This window comes from Nocardioides litoris (assembly GCF_006346315.1).
In the GTDB taxonomy this organism is placed as follows: Bacteria; Actinomycetota; Actinomycetes; order Propionibacteriales; family Nocardioidaceae; genus Nocardioides; species Nocardioides litoris.
Genome location: NZ_VDMR01000008.1, coordinates 1 through 21,880, shown reverse-complemented (window position 1 = coordinate 21,880; position 21,880 = coordinate 1). Strand labels below are relative to the sequence as shown.

The 21,880-nt window shown below is 74.1% G+C and carries 29 protein-coding genes; 14 read left to right on the top strand and 15 right to left on the bottom strand.

The features are described 5' to 3' along the window. The first annotated feature begins 70 nt into the window (after window positions 1–70). Entirely contained in the window at window positions 71–1,009 is a 939-nt protein-coding gene (locus FJQ57_RS18080) for an SDR family oxidoreductase (protein ID WP_139983041.1), read from the top strand. On the opposite strand, the gene FJQ57_RS18075 is transcribed toward FJQ57_RS18080, so the two are convergent. After that, window positions 1,000–1,386 (bottom strand): VOC family protein, encoded by a 387-nt coding sequence (locus tag FJQ57_RS18075; protein WP_139983039.1) that lies wholly within the window; start codon window positions 1,384–1,386, stop codon window positions 1,000–1,002. The genes FJQ57_RS18080 and FJQ57_RS18075 overlap by 10 nt on opposite strands. Before the next feature lie 79 nt (window positions 1,387–1,465). Between FJQ57_RS18075 and FJQ57_RS18070 the strand changes: the two genes are divergently transcribed. Together FJQ57_RS18070 and FJQ57_RS18065 are read left to right on the top strand one after the other, a co-directional pair. After that, window positions 1,466–2,230, top strand: a complete 765-nt coding sequence (locus tag FJQ57_RS18070) for a hypothetical protein (protein WP_139983037.1) — start codon at window positions 1,466–1,468, stop codon at window positions 2,228–2,230. Between the two features lie 66 nt (window positions 2,231–2,296). Next, complete coding sequence (locus FJQ57_RS18065; protein ID WP_139983035.1) at window positions 2,297–2,599, top strand: helix-turn-helix domain-containing protein; 303 nt, start codon at window positions 2,297–2,299, stop codon at window positions 2,597–2,599. Between the two features lie 17 nt (window positions 2,600–2,616). On the opposite strand, the gene FJQ57_RS18060 is transcribed toward FJQ57_RS18065, so the two are convergent. Continuing rightward, entirely contained in the window at window positions 2,617–3,396 is a 780-nt protein-coding gene (locus FJQ57_RS18060; protein WP_139983033.1) for a maleylpyruvate isomerase family mycothiol-dependent enzyme, read from the bottom strand. Between FJQ57_RS18060 and FJQ57_RS18055 the strand changes: the two genes are divergently transcribed. Further along, on the top strand, window positions 3,395–3,670 hold the full coding sequence (locus FJQ57_RS18055) for a hypothetical protein (RefSeq protein WP_139983031.1): 276 nt from the start codon (window positions 3,395–3,397) through the stop codon (window positions 3,668–3,670). The two genes, FJQ57_RS18060 and FJQ57_RS18055, sit on opposite strands and share 2 nt — an antisense overlap. A 10-nt stretch (window positions 3,671–3,680) precedes the next feature. Here the strand turns inward: FJQ57_RS18055 and FJQ57_RS18050 are convergent, their stop codons facing one another. Continuing rightward, window positions 3,681–4,277, bottom strand: a complete 597-nt coding sequence (locus tag FJQ57_RS18050; protein WP_139983029.1) for a ClpP family protease — start codon at window positions 4,275–4,277, stop codon at window positions 3,681–3,683. After that, window positions 4,274–4,876: an ATP-dependent Clp protease proteolytic subunit gene (locus FJQ57_RS18045; RefSeq protein ID WP_139983027.1), complete on the bottom strand. Its 603-nt coding sequence runs from the start codon at window positions 4,874–4,876 to the stop codon at window positions 4,274–4,276. The genes FJQ57_RS18050 and FJQ57_RS18045 overlap by 4 nt, the downstream gene beginning before the upstream one ends. An 86-nt stretch (window positions 4,877–4,962) precedes the next feature. Between FJQ57_RS18045 and map the strand changes: the two genes are divergently transcribed. Next, window positions 4,963–5,730 carry a type I methionyl aminopeptidase gene (gene map, locus FJQ57_RS18040; protein ID WP_139983025.1) on the top strand — a complete coding sequence of 256 codons (768 nt, stop codon included), beginning with the start codon at window positions 4,963–4,965 and terminating at the stop codon, window positions 5,728–5,730. Here the strand turns inward: map and FJQ57_RS23815 are convergent. The 3 genes from FJQ57_RS23815 to FJQ57_RS18025 all read right to left on the bottom strand — a co-directional run bounded on the left by FJQ57_RS23815 (window position 5,690) and on the right by FJQ57_RS18025 (window position 9,080). Beyond that, on the bottom strand, window positions 5,690–6,031 hold the full coding sequence (locus FJQ57_RS23815; protein WP_425465433.1) for an HNH endonuclease: 342 nt from the start codon (window positions 6,029–6,031) through the stop codon (window positions 5,690–5,692). The two genes, map and FJQ57_RS23815, sit on opposite strands and share 41 nt — an antisense overlap. Window positions 6,032–6,566: 535 nt before the next feature. Then, a complete protein-coding gene (locus FJQ57_RS18030) occupies window positions 6,567–7,823 on the bottom strand; it encodes a cytochrome P450 (RefSeq protein WP_246081890.1) in 1,257 nt (418 codons plus the stop codon). A 12-nt stretch (window positions 7,824–7,835) separates the two neighbouring features. Beyond that, window positions 7,836–9,080 (bottom strand): cytochrome P450, encoded by a 1,245-nt coding sequence (locus FJQ57_RS18025; RefSeq protein ID WP_139983021.1) that lies wholly within the window; start codon window positions 9,078–9,080, stop codon window positions 7,836–7,838. A 120-nt stretch (window positions 9,081–9,200) separates the two neighbouring features. Here FJQ57_RS18025 and FJQ57_RS18020 point away from each other — a divergent pair, with 120 nt between their 5' ends. Together FJQ57_RS18020 and FJQ57_RS18015 are read left to right on the top strand one after the other, a co-directional pair. After that, the gene (locus tag FJQ57_RS18020; RefSeq protein ID WP_139983019.1) at window positions 9,201–10,364 is read left to right on the top strand and encodes a steroid 3-ketoacyl-CoA thiolase; all 1,164 of its coding nucleotides are present in this window, start codon (window positions 9,201–9,203) and stop codon (window positions 10,362–10,364) included. A 17-nt stretch (window positions 10,365–10,381) separates the two neighbouring features. After that, window positions 10,382–10,708: a hypothetical protein gene (locus tag FJQ57_RS18015; protein WP_139983017.1), complete on the top strand. Its 327-nt coding sequence runs from the start codon at window positions 10,382–10,384 to the stop codon at window positions 10,706–10,708. Here the strand turns inward: FJQ57_RS18015 and FJQ57_RS18010 are convergent. The 3 genes from FJQ57_RS18010 to FJQ57_RS18000 all read right to left on the bottom strand — a co-directional run bounded on the left by FJQ57_RS18010 (window position 10,705) and on the right by FJQ57_RS18000 (window position 12,999). After that, on the bottom strand, window positions 10,705–10,887 hold the full coding sequence (locus FJQ57_RS18010; RefSeq protein ID WP_139983015.1) for a hypothetical protein: 183 nt from the start codon (window positions 10,885–10,887) through the stop codon (window positions 10,705–10,707). The genes FJQ57_RS18015 and FJQ57_RS18010 overlap by 4 nt on opposite strands. Window positions 10,888–11,347: 460 nt before the next feature. Beyond that, complete coding sequence (locus FJQ57_RS18005; protein WP_139983013.1) at window positions 11,348–12,229, bottom strand: SDR family oxidoreductase; 882 nt, start codon at window positions 12,227–12,229, stop codon at window positions 11,348–11,350. Window positions 12,230–12,240: 11 nt separating this feature from the next. Beyond that, window positions 12,241–12,999, bottom strand: a complete 759-nt coding sequence (locus FJQ57_RS18000) for an SDR family oxidoreductase (protein WP_139983011.1) — start codon at window positions 12,997–12,999, stop codon at window positions 12,241–12,243. Window positions 13,000–13,055: 56 nt separating this feature from the next. Here FJQ57_RS18000 and FJQ57_RS17995 point away from each other — a divergent pair, with 56 nt between their 5' ends. From FJQ57_RS17995 to FJQ57_RS17980, 4 genes are read left to right on the top strand one after another with little or no spacing between them, the layout of a single operon-like run. Then, on the top strand, window positions 13,056–13,838 hold the full coding sequence (locus FJQ57_RS17995) for an enoyl-CoA hydratase family protein (protein ID WP_139983008.1): 783 nt from the start codon (window positions 13,056–13,058) through the stop codon (window positions 13,836–13,838). Continuing rightward, window positions 13,835–14,722, top strand: coding sequence for a CoA transferase subunit A (locus FJQ57_RS17990; protein WP_139983006.1), 888 nt, complete (start codon window positions 13,835–13,837; stop codon window positions 14,720–14,722). The genes FJQ57_RS17995 and FJQ57_RS17990 overlap by 4 nt, the downstream gene beginning before the upstream one ends. Next, on the top strand, window positions 14,722–15,477 hold the full coding sequence (locus FJQ57_RS17985; RefSeq protein ID WP_139983004.1) for a CoA-transferase subunit beta: 756 nt from the start codon (window positions 14,722–14,724) through the stop codon (window positions 15,475–15,477). The genes FJQ57_RS17990 and FJQ57_RS17985 overlap by 1 nt, the downstream gene beginning before the upstream one ends. Beyond that, window positions 15,474–16,559: an NAD(P)H-dependent flavin oxidoreductase gene (locus tag FJQ57_RS17980; RefSeq protein WP_139983002.1), complete on the top strand. Its 1,086-nt coding sequence runs from the start codon at window positions 15,474–15,476 to the stop codon at window positions 16,557–16,559. Before FJQ57_RS17985 ends, FJQ57_RS17980 begins: the two co-directional genes overlap by 4 nt. Here FJQ57_RS17980 and FJQ57_RS17975 read toward each other — a convergent pair. The 3 genes from FJQ57_RS17975 to FJQ57_RS17965 form a co-directional block, all read right to left on the bottom strand. Next, window positions 16,556–17,542 (bottom strand): GNAT family N-acetyltransferase, encoded by a 987-nt coding sequence (locus tag FJQ57_RS17975; RefSeq protein WP_139983000.1) that lies wholly within the window; start codon window positions 17,540–17,542, stop codon window positions 16,556–16,558. The two genes, FJQ57_RS17980 and FJQ57_RS17975, sit on opposite strands and share 4 nt — an antisense overlap. Before the next feature lie 40 nt (window positions 17,543–17,582). Then, window positions 17,583–18,056 carry a P-loop nucleotide/nucleoside kinase family protein gene (locus FJQ57_RS17970; protein WP_211349112.1) on the bottom strand — a complete coding sequence of 158 codons (474 nt, stop codon included), beginning with the start codon at window positions 18,054–18,056 and terminating at the stop codon, window positions 17,583–17,585. Window positions 18,057–18,224: 168 nt separating this feature from the next. Further along, the gene (locus FJQ57_RS17965; protein ID WP_211349110.1) at window positions 18,225–18,965 is read right to left on the bottom strand and encodes a class I SAM-dependent methyltransferase; all 741 of its coding nucleotides are present in this window, start codon (window positions 18,963–18,965) and stop codon (window positions 18,225–18,227) included. 94 nt (window positions 18,966–19,059) lie between these two features. On the opposite strand from FJQ57_RS17965, the gene FJQ57_RS17960 reads away from it, so the two are divergent. Further along, entirely contained in the window at window positions 19,060–19,977 is a 918-nt protein-coding gene (locus FJQ57_RS17960; RefSeq protein ID WP_211349108.1) for an SDR family NAD(P)-dependent oxidoreductase, read from the top strand. 6 nt (window positions 19,978–19,983) lie between these two features. Here the strand turns inward: FJQ57_RS17960 and FJQ57_RS17955 are convergent, their stop codons facing one another. After that, a complete protein-coding gene (locus FJQ57_RS17955) occupies window positions 19,984–20,169 on the bottom strand; it encodes a hypothetical protein (RefSeq protein ID WP_139982998.1) in 186 nt (61 codons plus the stop codon). A gap of 86 nt (window positions 20,170–20,255) precedes the next feature. Between FJQ57_RS17955 and FJQ57_RS17950 the strand changes: the two genes are divergently transcribed. Further along, a complete protein-coding gene (locus tag FJQ57_RS17950) occupies window positions 20,256–20,606 on the top strand; it encodes a hypothetical protein (protein ID WP_139982996.1) in 351 nt (116 codons plus the stop codon). Here FJQ57_RS17950 and FJQ57_RS17945 read toward each other — a convergent pair. After that, complete coding sequence (locus FJQ57_RS17945; protein WP_139982994.1) at window positions 20,599–21,246, bottom strand: sulfotransferase family protein; 648 nt, start codon at window positions 21,244–21,246, stop codon at window positions 20,599–20,601. The genes FJQ57_RS17950 and FJQ57_RS17945 overlap by 8 nt on opposite strands. Before the next feature lie 257 nt (window positions 21,247–21,503). Here FJQ57_RS17945 and FJQ57_RS17940 point away from each other — a divergent pair, with 257 nt between their 5' ends. Continuing rightward, window positions 21,504–21,755 (top strand): hypothetical protein, encoded by a 252-nt coding sequence (locus tag FJQ57_RS17940; protein WP_139982992.1) that lies wholly within the window; start codon window positions 21,504–21,506, stop codon window positions 21,753–21,755. The last annotated feature ends 125 nt before the right edge of the window (window positions 21,756–21,880 follow it).

Here is a 21,880-nt window from a genome sequence, read left to right as displayed (position 1 = left end):
CCTGGACGGCATGGACCGACGCAGAACAGGTCTTGGAAACCGGAGGGCATCTCCACCTAGCGTCGAGGACATGAAGACCTACATCACCGGAGCATCCGGGTTCATCGGTTCCGCCCTCGTCCGCGAGCTGCTCGAGGCGGGCCACTCCGTCACCGGCCTGGCCCGGTCCGACGCCGCAGCGGCCGCGCTGGAGCGGGCCGGGGCGACCGTCCACCGCGGCGACCTCGCCGACCCCGCGTCCGTGGTCGACGGCATCGGCGACGCCGACGCCGTGGCCCACCTCGCCTTCAACCACGACGACATGAGCAGCATCCACGACAACGGCCGTGCCGACCTGGCCGTCGTGCAGGCCCTCGGCGACGCCCTGGCCGGCAGCGGCCGGGGCCTGGTCACCACCTCGGGCACCGCGGTCGGCGCTGGCGCCCCCGGTCCCCTCACCGAGGACCACGCGGTCGACACCTCGACCTTCGCCGGCGCCGCCCGCGGCCCCTCCGAGGAGCTCACCCTGGCCCTGGCCGACCGGGGCGTTCGCTCCGCGCTGGTCCGGCTCTCGCCGTCGGTGCACGGCCGGGGCGACGGCCACGGGTTCGTGCCCACCCTGGTGCGGGTCGCGCGCGAGCGCGGCGTGTCGGCACACGTCGGCGACGGCCGCAACGTCTGGCCGGCCGTGCACCGCCTCGACGCCGCCCGCCTCTACCGGCTGGCGCTGGAGTCGGCGCCGGCCGGCACCCGGTGGCACGGCGTGGCCGAGGGCGGCGTCGCGACCGGGGACATCGCGGCCGCGATCGGCGAGGCCCTCGGCCTGCCGACGACGTCGATCGACCCCGCCGACGCGATGGACCACTTCGGCTGGCTCGGCGGGTTCGCGGTCGTGGACAACCCCGCCTCCTCCGAGCGGACCCGGGAGCTGCTGGGCTGGTCGCCCAGCGGCCCGACGCTGCTGGAGGACATCGCCGCGGGCGTCTACACCGAGGCCGCTGTCGCCGGTCAGGTCGCCGGTCAGGTGTAGAGGCAGAACGGGTGGCCGGCCGGGTCGAGCAGCACCCGGACGTCGTCCTGCGGCTGGTGCTCGGCCAGCCGGGCGCCGAGCCCGACCGCCCGGGCCACCTCGGCCTCGAGGTCGTCGACCTCGAGGTCGAGGTGCAGCATCATCCGCGGCCGCCCCGGCTCGGCCGGCCACACCGGGGGCTCGTACGACGCGTCGGCCCGGTGCACCGACAGGTAGGCCACGCCCTCGCCGAGGTCGAGCACGCACTCCTCCTCGGTCTCGCGCCACACCGACCACCCGCGCAGGGCCGCGTAGAACCGGCCGACCGCACGGTGGTCGGGCGCCTCGACCACCACGCCCCACCAGTCGCGGCGCCGCCAGCGGTCGCTCTCCCTCACCGGGGCGACGCTAGTCCGTTTGCCCCGGGTCGGTCACCGGTCGGGGTTGGGCGGCGACCGCACCGGGCAGGACACCCCGGTGAGCGCACCCGGCCCGTCCTACCCGCCCTCCCCGCCGGGCCCGCCCCGACCTCCCGGCCCGACCGGCTACCCGACCGGCCACCCGACCGGCGCGCCGACCGGTGCGCCGACCAACGCCCTGGCCTGGGTCTCGCTCGGGCTCGGGGTGCTGGCGCTGCTGCTGTGCTGGATCCCCTTCGTCAACGTGCTCTCGATGGTGCTCGGCCTGGTGGCCGTGGTCCTCGGCCTGGTCGCCCTGGGCCACCGGAGCCGGTACGGGACGGGCGCGGTGGCCCTCGGCCTCGGCGTCGCGGCCGGGCTGGTCGCCGTGGTCCTCGCCCTCGTCATCACCGTCGCCGCCGGCCGCGGCCTGCTGTCGTTCCTCGAGGACGCCACCGGCAACGCCGAACCGCCGGAGCCGAGCGGCTCGGTGCGGGAGTGGGTCACCGACGAGGATGCCGACCTCGCCTTCCGGGTCGAGGACGTCACCTGCTCCGCCGCCGACGACGACCCGTACGACCGGCGCTGCACGGTCCGCCTGTCCTTCCGCAACGATGGCGACGGGCTGGCCACCGTCGACGACGACATGGTCGCCGCGGTGGTCGACGGCGAGTACGCCGGACCGTTGGCCGACGACGCTGACCTGCCCGTCGAGGTGGAGCCCGACCGGATCGCCACGGTCGTGGTCGAGGTCGGGCTCTTCCCGCGCCAGGCCCTCGACGCGGTGGCCTTCGACGCGACCCGCGCCGAGTCGAGCAGCAGCACCGTCGTCTCGGTGCGCTGAGACCGCCCGTTCGCCGGTCGCGAACGACCCTGGGCGCGACCGGGCCGGGCGGCGTACGGTCCGGGCATGGGTGAGGTCGTCGCGTTCCCGGGCCGGCAGCCCGAGCCGGAGCCGCTGTGGCGCGAGGTCGTCGGGCGCGAGCTGCGCGAGGAGCGCACCCGCCAGGAGCGCACCCTGGCCGACGTGGCCGGGGAGGCGGGTGTCTCGGTGCAGTACCTCTCCGAGGTCGAGCGGGGTCTCAAGGAGCCCAGCTCGGAGGTGCTCGGTGCGGTGCACGGGGCGCTCGGGCTGCGGCTCGTCGACCTCACCGCACGCGCGACGCGACGCCTGGCGGGCCGCCCGGCCGGTCCGCTCGCGCTCGCCGCCTGAGCCGGTCGAGGCGGGGGCTAGTAACCCGGGAAGACGTCGCGCAGCTGCTCGAGCGTCACGTTGCCGTGCACCGCGACCTCCTCGGGCGTGTACGCCGCCGGCAGCCGCCCGCCGAAGAGCCGCACCGCGGCCTCGACCGGACCGGTGAACGTCGCCGTGGGAGCGACCGGCGGCTCGGCCACGAGGCTGACGTCCTCGTCGATGGCGAGCCCGTGGCCCTCGAGGGCGACCACGGTGCGCTCCTCGAGCCGGTCGGCCTTGCCGCCCCAGTGCAGCAGCATCGACAGCGGCCCGGTGTAGAGCTCGAGCAGCACCTCGGCGGCGTCGGCGTCGAGCGGCGCGCCGGGCTCGAAGGCGACCAGGACGTCCCAGGTGTGCAGGGCGACCTCGTTGAGCCGCATGCCCGCCGCGACCACGAGCGGCACGGGGGCGGGCAGGGACCCGAGGTCGACCGGCAGCGTCTCCCGCTGCTCGCCGTCGAGGCCCTCCAACGCCTCGACCAGCCGGGCGTCGTGCTCGACGAACGCCGTGGCCTGGCCGGCGGGATCGGTGGCGTTCCACCGCTCCCAGACCGCCTCGTTGGCCGCAGGCTCCGGCTCGGTGTGCGCGGCCGCGGCGGCGACCGGCCCCAGCATGATCTCCGCGCCGCTGCCGAGGTGGCTGAGCACGTCGTGGACCTGCCACTCCGTCGAGCCGCTGGGCGCGGCGAGCGCCTGCTCGTCGAGGGTGCCGACGAGCTCGGCCAGCAGGTCGTGGTGGTGCCGCAGCGAGCCGATGACACGGTCGAGGAGGGTCATGGCCCGATCCTGGCACGTGGCCCTCAAGTCGCCCCGCGAGCACGCCGATGACCCCGTCGTGACGACCGTGTCCCCCCTCGTGCTGTCGACGCGACCGGTCCCGTCCGTCGCGCTCGCCGCGGTGGTGGTGGCGGCGTTCGTCGCGGTCGTCGTCGCGGGGCTGCTGGTGGCCGCGCGGCCGGCGACAGGCGAGGGGGACGTCCCCGGCCGCACCTGCCCGGCCGGCGGCGACCGGCTCGCGGTGGTCGCGGCCGGGGGCGCTCCCTGCCGCTAGGGCCGGCCGGTCACGACGGCTTGCGGCTCCCCAGGACGGCGTCGGCGAGGCCGTAGGCGACGGCGGCCGGGGCCGTCAGCACCAGGTCGCGGTCGGTGTCGGCCCGCAGCCGCTCGACCGGCACCCCGGTGTGCCGGCTGAGCAGGGACTCCATCTCGGCGCGCTGGCGCACGATCTCCTTGGCCTGCAGCGCGAGGTCGGGCAGCGTGCCCTGTCCCCCACCCGCCGGCTGGTCGAGGACCACCCGCGCGTGCGGCAGCAGCGTCCGGCGGCCCGGCGTACCGGCGGCGAGGAGGAGGGCGGCCGACGAGCCCACCTGGCCGACGCACGTGGTCGCGACCTCGCAGCGGACGAACTGCAGCGTGTCGTAGACGGCCAGCACCGCGGTGACGTCGCCGCCGGGTGAGTTGAGGTAGAGGCTGATCGGGATGTCCGGGGCGTCGGACTCGAGGTGGAGCAGCTGGGCGATCACGACGTTGGCGACGCCGTCGTCGACGGGGGTGCCGAGGTAGACGATGCGGTCGGTGAGCAGGCGGCTGAAGACGTCGACCGCCCGCTCGCCGCGCGAGGTGCGCTCGACGACGCTGGGGATCGTGTACTGGCTCATGCGGTCGCCCCGAAGGCGAAGCCCTGGCGCGACGGCGCGACCGAGGCGACCTCGGTGAGCACGTGGTCGACGAACCCGTAGTCGCGCGCCTCCTCCGCGGTGAACCACCGGTCGCGCAGCGCGTCCCGCTCGACCTTCTCGACCGGCTGACCGGTGTGCTCGGCCGTGATGCGCATCATCACGTCCTTCATGTGCGCCAGGTTCTCGGCCTGGATCTCGATGTCGACCGCGGTGCCACCGATGCCGGCCGAGCCCTGGTGCAGCAGGACCCGGCTGTGGGGCAGGGCGTGGCGCTTGCCGGGCGTGCCGGCGGTGAGCAGGAACTGCCCCATGCTCGCCGCGAGCCCCATGGCCAGGGTCGCGACGTCGTTGGGGACGAGCCGCATCGTGTCGTAGATCGCGAGCCCGGCGCTGACCGAGCCGCCGGGACTGTTGATGTAGAGGCTGATGTCGCGGTGCGGGTCCTCGGCCGAGAGCAGCAGCAGCTCGGCGCAGATGCGGTGGGCGACCTCGTCGTCGACCTGCTGGCCGAGGACGATGATGCGCTGGTGGAGCAGCCGGTCGGCCGCGCTGGCGGTGGGATCGCTGTTGCCCGTCATGCCTCGAGCCTGCGCGCCGTCGCGCGCCGGGGCGAGCGATTCCGCCCGAGGCGGATCCGCTGCGAGCGGATGGATAGCCTGAGGAGGTGATCGAGCTCAGGACTCCCGCGCAGATCGAGCAGATGCGCCCCGCCGGACGCTTCGTGGGCTCGGTGATCTCGGCGCTGGCCGAGAAGGCCGACGTCGGCGTCAACCTGCTCGAGCTCGACGAGCTCGCCCACCAGATGATCCGCGACCAGGGCGCCGAGTCCTGCTACATCGACTACCACCCCTCCTTCGGAGCCTCCCCGTTCGGCAAGGTGCTGTGCACCTCGGTCAACGACGCGGTGCTCCACGGCCTGCCCTTCGACTACGTGCTGCAGGACGGCGACCTGCTCTCGGTCGACTTCGCGGCCTCCGTCGACGGCTGGGTCAGCGACTCCGCCCTCTCGGTCGTCGTCGGCAACGCCCGCCAGGAGGACCTCGACCTCATCGAGACCACCGGACGTGCCCTCGAGGCCGGCATCGCCGAGGCCCGCCCCGGCAACCGCATGGGCGACATCTCCCACGCCATCGGCTCCGTCGCCCGCGCCGCCGGCCTCGGTGTCAACCTGCAGTTCGGTGGCCACGGCGTCGGCCGCACCATGCACGGCGACCCCCACGTCTCCAACGACGGCCGCCCCGGCCGCGGGTTCAAGCTCAAGGCCGGCCTCGTGATCGCGATCGAGCCGTGGTTCATGCACACCACCGACGAGATCTACACCGACGACGACGGCTGGACCCTGCGCAGCAAGGACGGCTCCCGCGGCGCCCACATGGAGCACACCGTCGCCATCACGGCCGACGGGCCGTTGGTGCTGACCGCCCGCGACTGACGCCGACAGCTGCCCGGTGGACCGCCCGGTCCACCGGATCGAGCGCGCCCCGGACACGCACGTCCGAGCCGGCCGGGAAGTAGTGCCGGCGCCGGCGCTCCAGCCCGATGACACACCACCAGGCGGGCCGGGTGTCCGACTTCGTGCGGTTGCACCGGCGGCACAGGGCTTGGCCGTTGCTCGGCATCGTGGCGCCCCCGCGTGACCACGGACAGACGTGGTCGGCCTCCTGCGCCGGTCGCGAGCAACGGCCCCAGGCCAGGAGGAGCGACTCCTCGCACCGGCCTCCGGCGCGATCCATGACCAGTTGACGAGCCTGGCCACGGAAGAGGCGCCAGGGGTCGCGGCGTGGGAGGAGACCGGCGCCGCGGCCCAGCATCGGCGCCCGGAGGACCGTGATCACGGCCAGACCGGTGACCAGCCAGGGCAGGAGGGGGCTTGCCGCGACCGCTCCGGCCATGTCGCTCAGGATGGCCCCCACGTCGACCTCGATCGCGCCCGTGGTCTGCTCGGACGCGGCTCGCGCGCTGCCAGATCAACGTCGCCGAGAAGGTGCACACCCAGGTGTCGGCCCCGCATGCGGTCGACTAGAGGCACGACAGCGGGGTCCATCCGTTGATGCATGGTCAACCGATCGACCCCGTTGCTGCGCCAGCGACAGTGCCGAGGGTTCGTGCCGGATCCCGGCACGGATCCTTGGCGCTGTCCGGCGTGCCCCGCCACGCCGGTGACACCGCGGCAGCGCACGCGCCGAGGGCGCCGGGAGGGCGCGCTGACGCCGGCGGCGCCGCGCCACCCTCACGCCGACGAGCAGGTCGAGACCTGGCGCACCTGCCTCAGGCGTAGCGGACCCGGAGCTCCTTGATGCCGTTGACCCACGCGTGCCGGAGCCGGCGGGGCGGGGCGAGCTTGGTGATGCCGGGGCACTGCTCGGCGAGCTCGGTGAAGATGAGCCGGATCTCCTGGCGGGCCAGGTTGGCGCCGACGCAGTAGTGGGCGCCGTTGCCGCCGAAGCCGACCTGGGGGTTGGGCGAGCGGGTGACGTCGAAGCGGAAGGGCTCGGTGAACACGGCGTCGTCGTGGTTGGCCGAGGCGTAGAACAGCGCGACCCGCTGCCCCTGCCGCACCGTCACCCCGCCGACCTCGACGTCGCGCAGCGCGGTGCGCTGGAAGACCGTCACCGGGGTGGCCCAGCGGACGACCTCGTCGACCATCTCGGCGGGACGCTCGCGCACCCACAGGTCCCACTGGTCGGGGTTGTCGAAGAACGCATCCATGCCGTGGGTGATGGCGTTGCGGGTGGTCTCGTTGCCGGCCACCGCCAGCAGGATGACGAAGAACCCGAACTCGTCGTCGGTGAGCCCGCGGCCGTCGCGGTCGGCGTTGACCAGCTTGGTGACGATGTCGTCGCGCGGGTTGGCCTTGCGGTCGGCGGCGAGCTCCATGGCGTACCCGAGGATCTCCGCCGCCGCGATCTCCGGGGTCCCGACGATCTCGGGGTCGTCGGAGGCCAGCATCTGGTTGGACCAGTCGAAGATCCGCAGGCGGTCCTCCTGCGGGATGCCGATGAGCTCGGCGATGGCCTGCAGCGGCAGCTCGGCGGCGATGTCGCCGACGAAGTCGCCCTCCCCCTTGGCCACCGCCTCGGCCACGATCGTGCGCGCCCGCAGCTGCATGACCTCCTCGAGGGCGTGGATCGCGCGCGGGGTGAAGCCGCGGCTGATGATCGCGCGGTGCGCGGTGTGGTGGGGCGGGTCCTGGTTGATGAGGATCGTGCGCTGCAGCTCGACCTGCTCGCGAGTCATGCCCTCGGAGAAGCGGATGATCGCCCCGTTGACCTCGGTCGACCAGTCGCGGCTGTTCTTCGAGATGGCCAGGACGTCCTCGTGCCGCGTCACCGCCCAGTAGCCGGCGCCGGACTCGGCCGCCATGCCGTCGTACGTGCCGGGCGCCTGGGGCACCCAGTGCACCGGCGCCGCTCGACGCAGCGCGGCGAGCTCGTCGTGCGGGATGCGCTCCTCGATGAGGAACGGGTCGGTCAGGTCGAAGCCCTCGGGGAGGACGGTCTGGCCGTCGGGCAGGGTGCTGGTCACGGGGGCTCCTCGTCAGTGCAGGGTCACGTGCATGTCGCGGACGCCGTTGAGCCAGCCACTGCGCAGGCGGCGCGGCTCGGAGCGCAGGGCGACGTCGGGGGCGAGGTCGGCCAGTGCCTTGAACACGAGGTCGACCTCGAGGCGGGCCAGGTTGGCCCCGATGCAGTAGTGCGCGCCGCGGCCGCCGAAGGCCTGGTGCGGGTTGGGGCTGCGGGTGACGTCGAAGGTGTAGGGGTCGGCGAAGACGTGCTCGTCGAAGTTGGCGCTGGCGTAGAACAGCCCGACGCGCTCCCCCGCGGCGACCGGCGTGCCGCCGACGACGACGTCGCGCCGGGCGGTGCGCTGGAAGACGGTGACCGGGGTGGCCCAGCGGATGATCTCGTCGGCCGCGGTGGCGGGGCGGTCGCGCTTGAACAGCTCCCACTGGTCGGGGTTCTGGGTGAAGGCGTGCATGCCCCAGGTGATGGCGTTGCGCGTGGTCTCGTTGCCGGCCACGGCGAGCAGGATCATGAAGAACCCGAACTCGTCGTCGGTCAGGCCCCGCCCGTCGACGTCGGCGGTGACGAGCTTGGTGATGATGTCGTCCTGCGGCTCCCGACGGCGCTCGTCGGCGAGGGCCATCGAGTAGGCGAGGATCTCCATGAAGGCAGTCATCTGGTCGCCCTCGACCTCGGGGTCGTCGTAGCTCATCATCTGGTTGGACCAGTCGAAGAGCTTGCCGCGGTCGGCCTGCGGTACGCCGAGCAGGTCGGCGATGGCCTGCAGCGGCAGCTCGGCCGCCACGTGCTCGACGAAGTCGACCTGGCCGTCGGCGCGCGACTTCTCCACCACCTCGGCCACGATGCTCCGGGCGCGGGCCTCGAGGCTCTCGTGCAGGCGGCCGATGGCACGCGGGGTGAAGGCGCGGGAGACGATCTGGCGCAGCGCGGTGTGGTCGGGCGCGTCGTGGTTGATGAGCAGGAACCCGGTCTGCTCGCGCTCCTCCTTGGTCATCCCGGGCGCGAAGCGGATGATGACGCCGCTCTCGTTGGTGGAGAAGTCGGTCTGGTTCTTGGAAATGGCGGCGACGTCGGCGTGCCGGGACACCGCCCAGTAGCCGGCGTGGTCGGGGAACCCGGCGCGCGCGTCCTCCGGCTGCTCGACGAAGGAGACCGGGCTGGACCGGCGCAGCTCGCGCATCTGCTCGTGCGGGAAGCGCACGCGCATCACGTCGGGGTCGGTCGGGTCGAACCCGGCGGGCAGGGCGGTCGTCGTCACAGGGTCCTCCGGGTGGAACGCGTTCTAGGTCCGGCCGAGGCTACACAGTGTCCAACTTTCACGAAAGGGTTTCGTGAGCGCGCCTTGCCGCTCGACGAGAACACGTTCTAGTTTGTTGTCATGGGCTCCCCCGTCATCGTCGAGGCCGTCCGCACGCCCCTGGGCAAGCGCGGCGGCTGGCTCTCCGGCCTCCACCCCGCCGTGCTCCTCGGCCTGGCCCAGCGCGAGGTGCTGACCCGCTCCGGCATCGACCCCGAGCTGGTCGAGCAGGTCGTCGGCGGCATCGTGACCCAGGCCGGCGAGCAGTCCAACGGCACCGTGCGCCGCGCCTGGCTCCACGCCGGGCTCCCCCAGCACACCGGGGGGACCGTCGTCGACGCCCAGTGCGGCTCGGGCCAGCAGTCGGCCCACCTCGTGCACGACATGGTCGCCGCCGGCACCATCGACGTCGGCGTGGCCTGCGGCGTGGAGTCGATGTCGCGCGTGCCGCTGGGCGGCAACGTCCCCGCGGGCCTCGGCGACCCGCGGCCGGACGACTGGACCATCGACATGCCAAACCAGTTCGAGGCGGCCGACCGGATCGCCCGGCACCGCGGGTTCTCCCGTGCCGACCTCGAGGCGTTCGGGCTGGCCTCGCAGCACAAGGCCCGGGTGGCGGTCGACGAGGGACGCTTCAAGCGCGAGGTCTTCACCGTCGAGGCGCCCCAGCGCGACGCCGACGGCACCGTGGGCACCGAGGTCAGGGCGGTCGACACCGACCAGGGCCTGCGCGAGACCACGCTGGAGGGCCTGGCCCAGCTGCGCAGCGTCCTCCCCGACGGATTGCACACCGCCGGCACGTCGTCGCAGATCTCCGACGGCGCCGCCGCGGTGCTCATCATGGACGCGGACAAAGCCCGCGCCCTCGGCCTGACCCCGAAGGCCCGCATCGTCAACCAGTGCCTGGTCGGCTCCGATCCCTGGTTCCACCTCGACGGCCCCGTCCAGGCCACCCAGCGCATCCTCGACCGCACCGGCATGGCCATCTCCGACTTCGACCTCTTCGAGGTCAACGAGGCCTTCGCCAGCGTCGTGCTGTCGTGGGCCGGCGAGCACCGCGTCGACCTCGACAAGGTCAACGTCAACGGCGGCGCCATCGCCTTGGGCCACCCCGTCGGCGCCACCGGCGTCCGGCTCATCACCACCGCCCTGCACGAGCTCGAGCGCCGCGACGCCTCCACCGCGCTCATCTCGATGTGCGCCGGCGGCGCCATGGCCACCGGCACCGTCATCGAGAGGCTGTGACGACCTAGCCTGGGCGCGTGACCGGCCGCCTGGACCCCGACCAGATCCCCGACGACGCCGACGGGCGCGACCTGGCCCGGTACGTCGGGGAGGACCTCGGTCGCCACGTGGCGATCCGGGTCGCGGTCGTGCTGTCCGCCCTGTGCATCCTGGCCGGCGCCACCACCGACGCCGACCCGGGCCTGCGCTCGCTCGCCGCTGCGTCCGGCGCCGGGGGCTTCGTGCTGGTGCTCGGCGTCGTCATCGCCCGCGCCGTCCGGCGCACCCAGTGGACCGCCATCGTGGTCACCACCCTGGTCTGCGGCACCCTGCTGGCCGCTGTGCTGGTCCAGCAGGCGTCCTAGCGGTCACCGGACCGACGGCGTCCGGGCCAGCGGACCCGGGCCATCCGGCCGCGCCACCGCTCCCGTGCGCGGCGCACCGGCGCGGTCAGCCGCTCGCCCGCCCGGCGTACGGCGGCACCGGCGCGCCGCACCTGGGTCGTGAGCCACCGCGTCCAGCGGCGGAGCAGGTCGACGGCCAACCTGCCGATCCGGGCCAGCCCCGACCCAGCACCCGGAACGGCGCCGTGACCACGCGGGCCAGCGCGGACCCGGCCCGCTCCAGCAGCGCGACCAAGCCGCGACCGACCCAGCGGAACGGCGCCAAGACGACCCGCCAGGACAGGCGAGCGGACGCAGGACGACCCGGCGGGCGACGCGGCCGGCGGCCTCGGGGGCCCGCCGCACCACCGGACGGGCGCACCCAGCACCCGACCGAGCCACCGCGCCGGCGGGACCGAGCACGCGGCCCAGCCCCCGCCCGACGGCACGCACGACCTCCACCACGGCCATCCAGGCCGCAGCGGCCCACACGAAGGGCCGTTCCCACCAGGTGGGGTGGTCGTCCGGCGCGGGTGTGCGGAGGGCGGGCTGCTCGGTCACGGCGCGCAGTCTCCCCAGCGGCAGTGCGGCGACGCCAGGCTTCCTGCCCGCGTGCGCACCTCAGGCGCCGTACACGGGCTCCGGCGTCGGCGCCTCGGCCAGCAGCTGGCGCAGCGCGGGACCGACCGCGGCGGCCTCCCAGCGGGCGCCGGCGTCGCGCGAGGGGCCGTGGGTCCAGCCGTTCTCGACGGTGATGGTGCTGCCGTCGACCTCGATGACGCGGCCGGTGACGTCGCCCGACTCCTCCGAGGCCAGCCAGGCCACGACCGGTGAGTTGTCCTCGGGCACGGCCATGGCGGAGGTGTCGAACGCGCCCTCGGTCATCCGGGTGCGGGCGACCGGGGCGATGGCGTTGACCGTGACGCCGTACCGACCCATCTCCTGCGCCGCGACCAGGGTGAGGCCCGCGATGCCGGCCTTGGCCGCGGAGTACGTCGCCTGGCCGACCGAGCCCTGCAGGCCGGCGCCGGAGGAGGTGTTGACCACGCGGGCGGCGCGCTGGCGGCCGGCCTTGGCCTCCCCGCGCCACCAGGCGCCGGCGTGCCGCAGCGGGGCGAAGTGTCCCTTGAGGTGCACGCGCACGACGGCGTCCCACTCCTCCTCGCTGGTGTTGACGAGCATCCGGTCGCGCACGAAGCCGGCGTTGTTGACCAGCACGTCGAGGCCGCCGAACGTCTCGATGGCCTGGCGCACCATCGCCTCGGCGTCGGCGAAGTCGGCCACGTCGGCGCCGTTGGCCACGGCCTCGCCGCCCGCGGCGACGATCTCGGCCACGACCTCCTCGGCCGGGCTCTCCCCCGTGCCCTCGCCGGCCAGCGAGACGCCGAAGTCGTTGACCACGACCTGGGCGCCGTGGCGGGCGAGCTCGAGCGCGTGCGCGCGGCCGATGCCGCGGCCCGCGCCGGTGACGATCGCGACGCGACCCTCCAGAAGTCGAGACACGGGGACACCTCTCAGTCGGTTCGGTCGATGTGCAGGAAGACGGGCGGCTCGCCGCCGCCGTCGCAGGAGACCCGCGCCCCCGAGACGTACGACGCCAGGTCGCTGGCCAGGAAGACCGCGACGTTGCCGACCTCGACCGGCCGGGCCATCCGGCCGAGCGGGATGGTGCGCTCGATGGCCGCGACCCGGTCGTCGCCGCCGTAGTGGTCGTCGGTGTGCTCCGTCCGACACAGCCCGACGTCGATCGCGTTGACCCGCACCCGCGGGCCCCACTCCATGGCCAGCGAGCGGGTCAGGGAGTCGAGGCCGGCCTTGGCGGCGGCGTACGCGGCGATGGTGGGGGCGGGTCGGTGGGCGGCGATGGAGGAGACGTTGACGATCGCGCCGCCGCCGTCCTGGCCCTGCATGACCGCGTTGGCGGCCTGGGACAGGGCGAGGGGCGCGAGGAGGTTGAGGCCGACGACCTTCTCGTGCAGCCGGGGCGAGGCGGTGGCCGCCTCGACCGCGGGTGCTCCCCCGGCGTTGTTGACCAGCACGTCGAGCCGGCCGTGCGCGGCGACCACGCCGTCGACGAGCGCGGCGACCGCCGCTGGGTCGCGCACGTCGCAGACCCGGTGCTCCGCGCCGTCGACCGTCGGGGCGTCGGACCGGGCGCAGGTCACCACGGTCGCGCCGGCCGCGAGGAAGGCCTCGGTGACGCCCCGACCGATGCCCTTGGCGCCCCCGGTGACCAGGACGACGCGACCGGACAGGTCGAGGGCGAGGGGCATGGCTGCTACCCTACCAAGCACTTGCTTGGTTCCGAGACCGCGCCGACAGGAGCCCGATGACGATCACCTCACAGCTGCGCGACGACCACGTCCGCGTGGTCACGATGGACGCGCCGCCGGTCAACGCCCTCACCGTCCAGGGCTGGTACGACGTCGCGGCGGCCCTCGACGAGGCCTCGGCCGACCGCGACACCCACGTGGTGGTGCTGCGGGCCGAGGGGCGCGGCTTCAACGCGGGCGTCGACATCAAGGAGATGCAGCACACCACCGGGTTCGATGCGCTGCTCGGCGCCAACCGCGGGTGCTTCGCGGCGTTCAAGGCGGTCTACGAGTGCGCCGTGCCGGTGGTGGCGGCGGTCCACGGCTTCTGCGTCGGTGGCGGCGTCGGCCTGGCCGGCAACGCCGACTGCGTGGTGGCCAGCGACGACGCCTACTTCGGCGTGCCGGAGGTCAAGCAGGGCGCGCTCGGCGCCGCCACCCACATGGCGCGGCTGGTGCCGCAGCACATGATGCGCACCCTGTACTTCACCTCCCGCACCATCCAGGCGGCCGACCTGGTGCAGTTCGGCTCGGTGCTCGAGGTGGTGCCGCGGGACGAGCTCGACGCCGCGGCGCTGCGGGTCGCGACCGACATCGCGGCCCAGGACACCCGGGTCATCCGCGCGGCCAAGGAGTGCCTCAACGGCATCGACCCGGTCGACGTCAACAAGAGCTACCGCTTCGAGCAGGGCTTCACGATGGAGCTCAACCTCATGGGCGTGAGCGACGAGCTGCGTGACCGGTTCGTGGGCAAGCAGAGCGCGGGGACGGCCGAGTCCGGCGGGAAGGCGAGCACGTGAGCAAGGGGCCCCGCGACAAGCAGACGACCATCGAGGACGTCGTGGCCTCCCTCGAGGACGGCATGACCATCGGCATCGGCGGCTGGGGCCCGCGGCGCAAGCCGATGGCCCTGGTCCGCGCGATCTACCGCTCGGACCTGACGGACCTGACCATCGTGTCCTGGGGCGGCGCCGACGTCGGCCTGCTGGCCCGGGCCGGCAAGATCCGCCGGCTGGTCTACGCCTTCGTCTCCCTCGACACGGTGCCGCTGGAGCCCAACTTCCAGCGGGCCCGGCAGCAGGGCACGATCCCCGAGGTCGTGGAGCTCGACGAGGGCATGTTCCAGACCGGGCTGCGGGCGGCGGCCCAGCGGCTGCCGTTCCTGCCGGTGCGGGCCGGGCTGGGCTCCGACGTGCTGGTCAACCAGCCCTGGATCGAGACCGTCACCTCGCCGTACGACGAGGGGTTCGGGCACGAGGAGCTCGTCGCCGTGCCGGCCCTCAGGCTCGACGTGGCCCTGGTCCACCTCAACCGTGCTGATGCGCACGGCAACGCGACCTACCTCGGGCCCGACCCGTACTTCGACGACCTCTTCGCGATGGCCGCCGAGCGCACCTACCTCTCGGTCGAGCAGGTCGTCGACACCGCCGGCCTGACCGTCGACACCCCGGTGCAGCGGCTGCTGCTGAGCCGGATGCTGGTCACCGGGGTCGTCGAGACGCCGCACGGGGCGCACTTCACCGACTGCCGGCCCGACTACGCCCGCGACGAGAGGTTCCAGAAGGCCTACGCCGCTGCGGCCGGCGGCAGCGACGAGGAGTGGCAGGCCTTCCACGACCGGTTCCTCGCCGGCGACGAGGCGGCCTACCAGGCCGCGGTGGCGGCGTACGGGGAGGAGTCCTGATGGAGCCGACACGGGCCGACGTGTGCGCGGCGGCGGTGGCCGACGCCTTCGCGGACGACGGTGAGGTCTTCGCCAGCCCCATGGGCACGATGCCGATGCTCGGGGTGCGGCTGGCCAAGCTGACCTCCAACCCCGACCTGGTGATCAGCGACGGGGAGTCGGTGTTCCTGGCCGGCGTGCCGCCGCTGTTCGCGCAGGGGGACGTGGTCGAGGGGTGGATCCCCTTCCGCCGGGTCTTCGACGTCGTCGCGCACGGCACCCGCCACGTGATGATGGGCGCGACCCAGGTCGACCGCCACGGCAACCAGAACATCTCCGCCATCGGGCCCTTCGACCGTCCGAGGCTGCAGCTGCTCGGCTCGCGGGGCGCCCCCGGCAACACGGTCAACAACCGCACGTCCTACTGGGTGCCGCGCCACTCCCCCCGCGTGTTCGTCGAGGCGGTCGACATCGTCTCCGGTGTCGGCCCACGGCGGGCGGCCGAGGCCGGGCCCGCGGCGGCGCGGTTCAACGACATCCACCGGATCGTCACCGACCTGGCCGTCCTCGACGTCGGTGGTCCGGACCGGACGGTGCGGCTGCGCTCGGTGCACCCCGGCACCACCGTGGCCGAGGTGCAGGAGGCGACAGGGTTCGACCTGGGCGACCTCGCCGACGTGCCGACGACACGTGAGCCGACGACCGAGGAGCTGGTCGTCATCACCGAGGTGCTCGATCCGAGGGGCATCCGCTTCAAGGAGGTCCCGCCGTCGTGATCGAGCAGCTGATCCGCACCCCGTTCACCGACCTGGTCGGCGTCCGCCACCCGGTCGTGCAGACCGGCATGGGCTGGGTCTCCGGGCCGCGCCTGGTCTCCGGCACCGCCGAGGCCGGCGGGCTCGGCATCCTGGCCTCGGCCACGATGTCCTTCGCCGAGCTCGAGCGGGCGATCGTCGAGGTCAAGAGCCGCACCGACCGGCCGTTCGGCGTCAACATGCGCGCCGACGCCGGCGACGCCGCCGACCGCTGCCGGCTGCTGGTCGACCACGACGTCAAGGTCGCCTCGTTCGCCCTCGCCCCCAAGCCCGAGCTGATCGCGGTGCTCAAGGAGGCCGGCATCGTCGTCATGCCGTCGATCGGCGCCGGCAAGCACGCGGTCAAGGTCGCCTCGTGGGGCGCTGACGCGGTGATGGTGCAGGGCGGCGAGGGCGGCGGCCACACCGGCCCCGTGCCGACCACCCTGCTCCTGCCGTCGGTGCTCGACGCCCTGCGCGACGCGGGCAGCGACATCCCGGTGATCGCTGCGGGCGGGTTCTTCGACGGGCGCGGGCTCGCCGCCGCCCTGTCGTACGGCGCCGCCGGCATCGGCATGGGCACCCGCTTCCTCCTCACCCAGGACTCCGCGGTGCCGCAGGCGGTCAAGGAGCGCTACCTGGCCACCGACCTGACCGGCACCGTGGTCACGGCCAAGGTCGACGGCATGCCGCACCGGATGCTGCGCACCGACCTCGTCGAGTCCCTCGAGGGCACCTCGGCCGCGCGCCGGCTGGGGCCGACCGTGCGTCGTACGGTCGACTTCAAGCGTGGCTCGGGGATGTCGTGGGTCCAGCTGGCCAAGGACGGCCGCAGCATGCGCAAGGCGCAGGGCCGCTCGCTGTCGCAGATGGCGCTGGCCGCCAACACCCCGGTCATGCTCAAGGCCGGCCTGGTCGACGGCGACGCGTCGACCGGCGTGCTCGCCTCCGGCCAGGTCGTCGGCGTCATCGACGACCTGCCGACGTGCGAGGAGCTGCTCGACCGGGTGGTGACCGTCGCCGCCGACGAGCTGCGGCGCGGGTCGTCGTACGTCGTGGGCTAGACGGACTTCTGCAGATCCATGCTGCGGCCCATGACGCGATAGCCGAGCTGCTCGTTGACGCCGATCATGAAGCCGTTGGACTCGGCGTTCCAGGTGTCGATCTCGGCCAGCTGCGGCTCGGCGCCGCGCAGCCAGCGGAGCATGTCGGTCTTGAGCAGCGTGCCCAGGCGGTGGCCGCGGTGGGCGGCGACGACCGAGGTGTCGTGCTGGTCGCCCAGGTGCGGGCGCTCGCGGTCGACGCCGACGACCGTCTGCCCGGCCAGCTCGCCGGTGCGCCGGAGGCGGGCGACGACGCGGTAGAGGTCGATGCCGCGCTGCTCGTGGGCGTGCTCGTAGGCGCGCACGCGGTCGGCGTCGAAGACCTCGTCCTCGATGTCGAGGTCGCCGGTCGGGGCGTCGTTGATGGCCGCGGTCATCACCGCGAGGGCGTCGAGCTCGGCCTCGGGGGTGCGGCCCCGTCGGCGCACGAGCTCGTAGTCGGCCGCGTCGAGCAGCGCATCATCGTGAAGCGCGTCGACCACGGTGGGGTCGACCTCGGGCAGGAGCTGGCGGCGGTTGACGTCGGTGGACCTCCGCTCGTAGCCGTGGGCCAGGGCGAAGTCCTCCAGCCCCGGCACGTCCCAGCACCCCAGCCCGAGCGAGGTGCGACCGAGCGCGCGGGCGTCGGCCTCGAGCCGGGCCAGCACCTCGGACCCGAGGCCGCGGCGGCGCAGGTCAGGTCGTACGTCGACACCCAGCCAGGCCAGGTGGAGGTTGTCGCGCTCGCTCGTCGACACGGTGCCCGCGGCCACGACCTCACCGTCCAGCACCGCGAGGTACGGCGTCGCCGGCTCGCCGTCCCAGCCGTGGCGGTAGCGGCCCGCCGCCTCGCGCAGGGTCACCGTCCGGGCCCACGGCGCCACCGAGGCCTCGGAGGCGTTGGTCAGCTCGACGAAGGCGCGGAGGTCGTCGACCTCGTCGGGCGAGAAGGGCCTGATGTCCACGTGCCGAGGATGCTGCGGCGTCGCGCGCCCGCGCCACCGGTTATCGCTCGTCGGGCCTGACGACGGCCAGCGGCCCCTCGTCCTCCGTCGGCGGCTCGAAGTGGTCGACGTAGCCCTCGGCGAGCGCCTCGTCGACCACCGCGTCGTCGGCGTGGGCGCCGCGGCGGTCGCGCAGCCGGCGGAGCACGGTCTCGCGGTGGGTCGCGAGGTAGATCGTCTCGGGCACCACACCGGTGGGGCGGAGCAGGGCGCGCCAGTCGTCACGCATGGCCCGCGACCAGAACGAGAAGTCGAGCACGACGTCGCGACCGGCCGCGACGTGCGCCAGCAGCTGCTCGCGCAGCTCGGCGTCGACCTCGGCCCGCACCTCGGCCGGCGGCGGCACCTCGGTCACCCCGCGACGCCACAGCTCGGCGTCGAAGGTCAGGCGGACCATCCCGGCCTCCTCCAGGCGCTTGGCGTACGTCGACTTGCCGGCCCCCGAGGGACCGCACATGAAGACCACCCGGCTCACGCGGCGTTCCATCCCATGCGCACGAGCATGGGGCACGGTAGACCGGCCCCGGACAAGGACGTACAGGTTCGCCGGTCGCAGTCGCGACACCCGCGCCACGACGGGGGGCCGGGCCTGCCGCGGCCGATCCTGCACGTCGTCGTACGTCGCTCTCCGTCGCGATGCGCCTCAGCGGGGCCGCAGGACGTAGCCGGTGTAGCCGTACTCGGCGCCGTGCCACTCCCGCACCCCGATCTCCTCGCCCACCTGGTCGACGAGGCCGTCCGGCACGCCGGCGGCCCGCAGCTCCTCGAGGCGAGCCCGGAGCGGGTCGTAGTACTCCGCCCAGTCGGAGTCGGGCAGGACGTAGGTGGCGCGAACCGTCCATCCGAGCCGCTCGGCGGCCGCGATGTTGCCGGCGGTGGTGCGCATCGCCGGGTAGCCCGGGTCCCAGAACGCCCGCGCCCCGGGCGACGGGTCGGGCACGAGCCACTCCGCCTCGGTCAGCACGAGCACCCCGCCGGGTCGGAGCAGGCGGCGCCAGCCGGTGAGGGCGGCGTCGAACCCGACCACGTACGCCGACCCCTCGGCCCACACCAGGTCGGCGCAGGCGTCGGGCAGGGGGAGGTCGTCGATCGACGCGGGCAGGGCGGTGACGCGGTCGCCGACCCCGGCGGCCTCGGCGCGGCGGCGCAGGTCGTCGAGGAAGCCGGCGTGGAGGTCGACGCCCGTGACCCGCCCGCCCGTCAGCTCGGCCAGGGGGACGGCCGCCGGCCCGGTGCCGCAGCCCAGGTCGAGCACGTCGGGCTCACCGGGGAGGTCGCCGGCCAAGCGCAGCAGGAGCTCGGTCGTGCCGCGGGAACCGGGGGCTTCGCGCGGGAGGCCCTGGTGGGCGCGGCGGAACACCTCGGTCACGTCGATCTCGCTCACGGGAGGATCCTGGCGGGTGACCGGCCACAGAGCGAGCCGGGAGCGAGCCCGGACGGGTGGGCCCGCCTCGCCGGCGGGCGGCCAGGATGGCGCGGTGAGCACACCTGACCTCGCCGGCTTCGGCCCCTCCGACCTGCCCGACCTCTCCGGCCGACGCATCGTCGTCACGGGCGGCAACTCCGGCATCGGCTTCCACGCCGCGAAGGCGTTCGCCGACCACGGTGCCGCGGTGACCATCGCCTGTCGCGACCTCGACAAGGCCCGCCAGGCACAGGCGAAGCTGCCCGGCGGGGTCGAGGTCGCCGAGCTCGACCTGGCCTCGCTGGCCTCGGTGCGCGCGTTCGCCGAGGACTGGTCCGGGCCGCTGGACACGCTCGTGGCCAACGCCGGTGTCATGACCCCACCGCGCTACCGCGAGACCGCCGACGGGTTCGAGCTGCAGCTCGGCACCAACCACCTCGGGCACGCCGCCCTGACCGCCCAGCTGCTCCCCCGGCTCCTCGAGGCGGACGCGCCGCGCGTCGTGGTCGTCTCCTCCATCGCCCACCACCAGGGCGACGCCACCGTCCTCGAGGGCAACCCGAGGGCCGGCTACAGCCCTTCCCAGGCCTACGGCAACTCCAAGCTGGCCAACCTGCTCCTCGCCCGCGAGCTGCACCGTCGAGCCACCGCCGCGGGCCTGCCGCTGACCGTCACCGCCTGCCACCCCGGGGTCGCCTCGACCGGGCTGGTCACCTCCCGCGACGGGCTCGGCGGGCTCCCGCTCGTGCGCCAGGTCGCCCCGCTGGTGACCCGCCTGCTCACGCAGTCGGCCGCGGCCGGCGCCAACCCGACGCTCTGGGCGGCCACGTGGGCCGAGGCGGCGTCGTACGTCGGGCCGACGCAGCTGCGGGAGGTGAGGGGCCGGCTCGGGCACGCCCGGTTGAGCCCCCACGCCCGCGACGAGCGGCTGGCCGCGGCGCTGTGGGAGCGCACCGAGGAATGGACGGGCGTCCGCTTCGACCTCGGCTGAGGTCGCTCAGGCGCTGTGGCGCACCAGGTCGTCGAGCACCTCGACGAACCGCGCCTCGTCGAGCCAGGCGACCTCGCCCTCGCGGTGGGCGCGCAGCAGGGTCAGGCGCAGCGGGCCCGACACCTCGGGGTGGCTCCGCTCGACCTCGTCGAGCATCCGCGTCAGGCGCAGGTAGGTCAGGGTCTCGTGCACCCCGACAGCCTGCCCGTCCCAGGTGGACCGGCAGCGGCCCTCGGGTGGCGGCCAGGTGTCGAGGGGGCGGCTCCTAGGCTGGGGGCATGGCCCCCGAGCCGACCCCCCGACGCGCCAAGCACCTCATCGACCCCGACCGGCCCCGCACGGCGGCGTCGCCGGAGGACATCGCCCGCCTGGAGCGCGTGCAGCGCACCGTGCTGTCGGTCCTGGTCGGCACCACGATCTTCCACCTCTCGATCGGCCTCGTGCTGGCGTCGTTCTTCATCGACGACTCCGAGCGGGTCTCGCAGATCGGCCTGAGCGTCCTCGGCGGCGCGTTCGGCGTCGTCGCCATCGCAGCCGCGTTCGCCATCCACCGGCGGTCGATGGCCAGCCCGTGGCTGCTGGCGGGGTTCACGCCGACGGTGGTCGGCCTGTACTTCCTGCTCAGCTGAGGCCGGGCGGGCGGTAGCCGACCGGCGGCTGCCACTCGCCCGTGGGCTCCAGCTCGGCCAGCACGGCGTACTCGGGCGCGAACCACGCCCGCAGCTCCACGGCCAGGTCGTCGGGCAGCGGCTCGGCGCGGCGCGCGGTGGAGGCGTTGCGGCGCGGCACCTCGACCGGCGCCCCGACCCGCTCGGAGAACCACGCGGTCCACACCTCGGGCCGGTCGACCGCGAAGAGCCGGTCGAGCCGCGCCCCCGACGCGGCTTCGCCGGCGATGAACCGAGCCGGCCGGCCCTTGATCCCGGTCGCGTCCTTGTCGTCGAGGAAGAGCCGCACGAACTCGGCGAACGCCAGGTCACCCGTGCTGCGCTCCTCGCGCACGAGCGGGCGCTGCCGGTAGCGCCACCACGACTCCAGCCAGGCGACCGGGTCGCGGAACAGCGCCACCACCTCGTACGACGACCGCGGGTGCCCGGCCGCCTCGATCCGCGGGGCGGTGTGGCGGTGGAAGCCGAGCAGGTTCTGGTGCTTGTGCGGCGGTCGGCCCGGCGGCGGCTCGTGCAGGTGGCCGAGGGCGGCGTCGAGGGAGGTGCTCGCGACCTTCGGCACCGCGAGCAGCACGAACCCGTGCGTCGGCGCGATGATCACGGCCGACAGCCTAGGAGCCCACCACGCGTCGCCCGGACGTGGTGCGACGGGAGGCGTGTGCGACGTCCACGTCCACGCCATGACCACACGAGCGGCCACACCCACCCGGAGCCGCCGCCGGGGCTCTCGCGGCGCGCGGTCGCCGCCGCCGGGCCGGGCCTGCTGCTGGCCGGCGGCCTCGGCCCGTCGGCGGGCGCGATCGTCCCCGGTACGGTTCACCGCGCCACCACGCCGCCCCCGCGCTGGTGTTCGCCTCGATGCGCAGCGCCGGGCTCGACGCCGCCGCGCTGACCGACCACGCGACGCTGTCCGACAGCGTGCTGGGCGAGGTGCTGGCCGGGCTGCTGCCGCCGGCGTACCAGCAGGTCGCGGGCACCACGCCGGGTGACTTCGCCCGCACCGGCCGGCTGGCCGACGCGGCCGACCGGGACGGACGGTCAACCGCGATCCGCCACCCGCACGCGGCGTCGCCCTGCACCAGCCCGGTCTGGCTGGCCGCGCCCGGCTAGGTGGACGCTCCTATGTCTGGTCAAGGGGTGTTTGGGTGTCGCCGGCTTCGAGGGTTCGGTAGAGGTCTCGGGCGATGTAGCGCTTGAGGCAGCGTCGGATCTCGCGGGGGTTCTTGCCTTGGCTG

Bases quoted from the DNA above. Each gene is read 5' to 3' on its own strand.
- FJQ57_RS18080 (WP_139983041.1), top strand. From the start codon at position 71: ATGAAGACCTACATCACCGGAGCATCCGGGTTCATCGGTTCCGCCCTC.
- FJQ57_RS18065 (WP_139983035.1), top strand. From the start codon at position 2,297: ATGGGTGAGGTCGTCGCGTTCCCGGGCCGGCAGCCCGAGCCGGAGCCG.
- FJQ57_RS18055 (WP_139983031.1), top strand. From the start codon at position 3,395: ATGGCCCGATCCTGGCACGTGGCCCTCAAGTCGCCCCGCGAGCACGCC.
- FJQ57_RS18060 (WP_139983033.1), bottom strand. From the start codon at position 3,396: ATGACCCTCCTCGACCGTGTCATCGGCTCGCTGCGGCACCACCACGAC.
- FJQ57_RS18050 (WP_139983029.1), bottom strand. From the start codon at position 4,277: ATGAGCCAGTACACGATCCCCAGCGTCGTCGAGCGCACCTCGCGCGGC.
- FJQ57_RS18045 (WP_139983027.1), bottom strand. From the start codon at position 4,876: ATGACGGGCAACAGCGATCCCACCGCCAGCGCGGCCGACCGGCTGCTC.
- FJQ57_RS23815 (WP_425465433.1), bottom strand. From the start codon at position 6,031: ATGGATCGCGCCGGAGGCCGGTGCGAGGAGTCGCTCCTCCTGGCCTGG.
- FJQ57_RS18020 (WP_139983019.1), top strand. From the start codon at position 9,201: ATGGGCTCCCCCGTCATCGTCGAGGCCGTCCGCACGCCCCTGGGCAAG.
- FJQ57_RS18000 (WP_139983011.1), bottom strand. From the start codon at position 12,999: ATGCCCCTCGCCCTCGACCTGTCCGGTCGCGTCGTCCTGGTCACCGGG.
- FJQ57_RS17995 (WP_139983008.1), top strand. From the start codon at position 13,056: ATGACGATCACCTCACAGCTGCGCGACGACCACGTCCGCGTGGTCACG.
- FJQ57_RS17985 (WP_139983004.1), top strand. From the start codon at position 14,722: ATGGAGCCGACACGGGCCGACGTGTGCGCGGCGGCGGTGGCCGACGCC.
- FJQ57_RS17950 (WP_139982996.1), top strand. From the start codon at position 20,256: ATGGCCCCCGAGCCGACCCCCCGACGCGCCAAGCACCTCATCGACCCC.
- FJQ57_RS17940 (WP_139982992.1), top strand. From the start codon at position 21,504: ATGCGCAGCGCCGGGCTCGACGCCGCCGCGCTGACCGACCACGCGACG.